The following is a 1,068-nucleotide window of genomic DNA, read 5'->3' as shown; positions in this document are numbered from 1 at the left end:
ACTTTCGTAAAGAACGAGCAGGGCCTGTACCACGTACAGGGCTGCGTTAAACCCGAGGAGATCGTCAGTACGGCGGCCACCATCCTGCTGGATGAGCTTACCGACCGGGAGGCCCTGACCGCGCCTACCGATGTCGCCCAGTTCCTGCAACTGGCTCTGGCACAGGAGAAAAACGAAGTCTTCTCGGCCATCTTCCTCAACAACAAGCACAAGGTGCTCAGTTTCGAGACCTTGTTCAACGGCACCATTGATAGCTCCGCTGTTTACCCCCGCGTGGTAGTGCAACGCGCTCTGGACTGCAATGCCGCAGCCATCATCTTCGCCCATAACCACCCTTCCGGTTGCAGTGAGCCCTCCACTGCCGACCGGCAAATCACCAAACGCCTCAAGGACGCCCTCGCACTGATCGATGTGCGGGTGTTGGACCACTTTGTGGTGTCCCGTTCCAGCTACGTGAGCCTCGCCGAGCGCGGCTGGCTCTAACCCTGCCCTTTGGGCATTCCCTCTTTAACAGGAGATTCACCATGGCACATCTTGTCGAAAACATGGCCTATGTGGGCCGCACACCCTGGCACGGGCTGGGCAACCAGCTGGCCAACCAACAACCTCTGGAAGTCTGGATGCGCGAAGCCGGCATGGATTGGGAGATCCGTGAGACCCCGGTGCGCTTTATCAGTAGCGAGGCAGGCACTCTCGGGCAGATCTCATCCTTCCCGGATCAGAAAGTGCTGTTCCGCTCCGACAATCAGGAGCCCCTGTCAGTAGTGAGTAACCGCTTCAAGGTGGTTCAACCCCGTGAGGTACTGGAGTTCTACCGCGATCTCACTGAACAATCCGGCTTCGAGCTGGAGACTGCAGGGGTGCTTAAAGGGGGCCGCAAGCTGTGGGCGCTGGCCCGCACCGGGCAAACGGGTTCCTTGGCAGGCAATGACCAGACCAACGGCTATGTGCTGCTGGCCACTGCCTGTGACGGCACCCTTGCCACCACTGCCCAGTTCACCAGCATCCGGGTGGTGTGCAATAACACCCTGGCGGTAGCCCTCAATGGCGCCGGCCAGGCGGTGAAGG

Annotated in this window: 2 protein-coding genes; both read left to right on the top strand. The window is 59.8% G+C overall.

The window, feature by feature from the left end; translation table 11 throughout:
- The coding region (radC, locus tag A3754_RS08400) for a DNA repair protein RadC (protein ID WP_197468573.1) at positions 1–483 on the top strand (483 nt) is incomplete at its 5' end.
- A 41-nt stretch (positions 484–524) separates the two neighbouring features.
- A partial coding sequence (locus A3754_RS08395) for a DUF932 domain-containing protein (protein ID WP_156496922.1) occupies positions 525–1,068 on the top strand: 544 nt, incomplete at its 3' end.

It is taken from the genome of Alcanivorax sp. HI0083 (assembly GCF_001635175.1).
The sequence above is the reverse complement of the archived record's forward strand: the minus strand, read 5'-3'. Positions and strand labels throughout refer to the sequence as shown.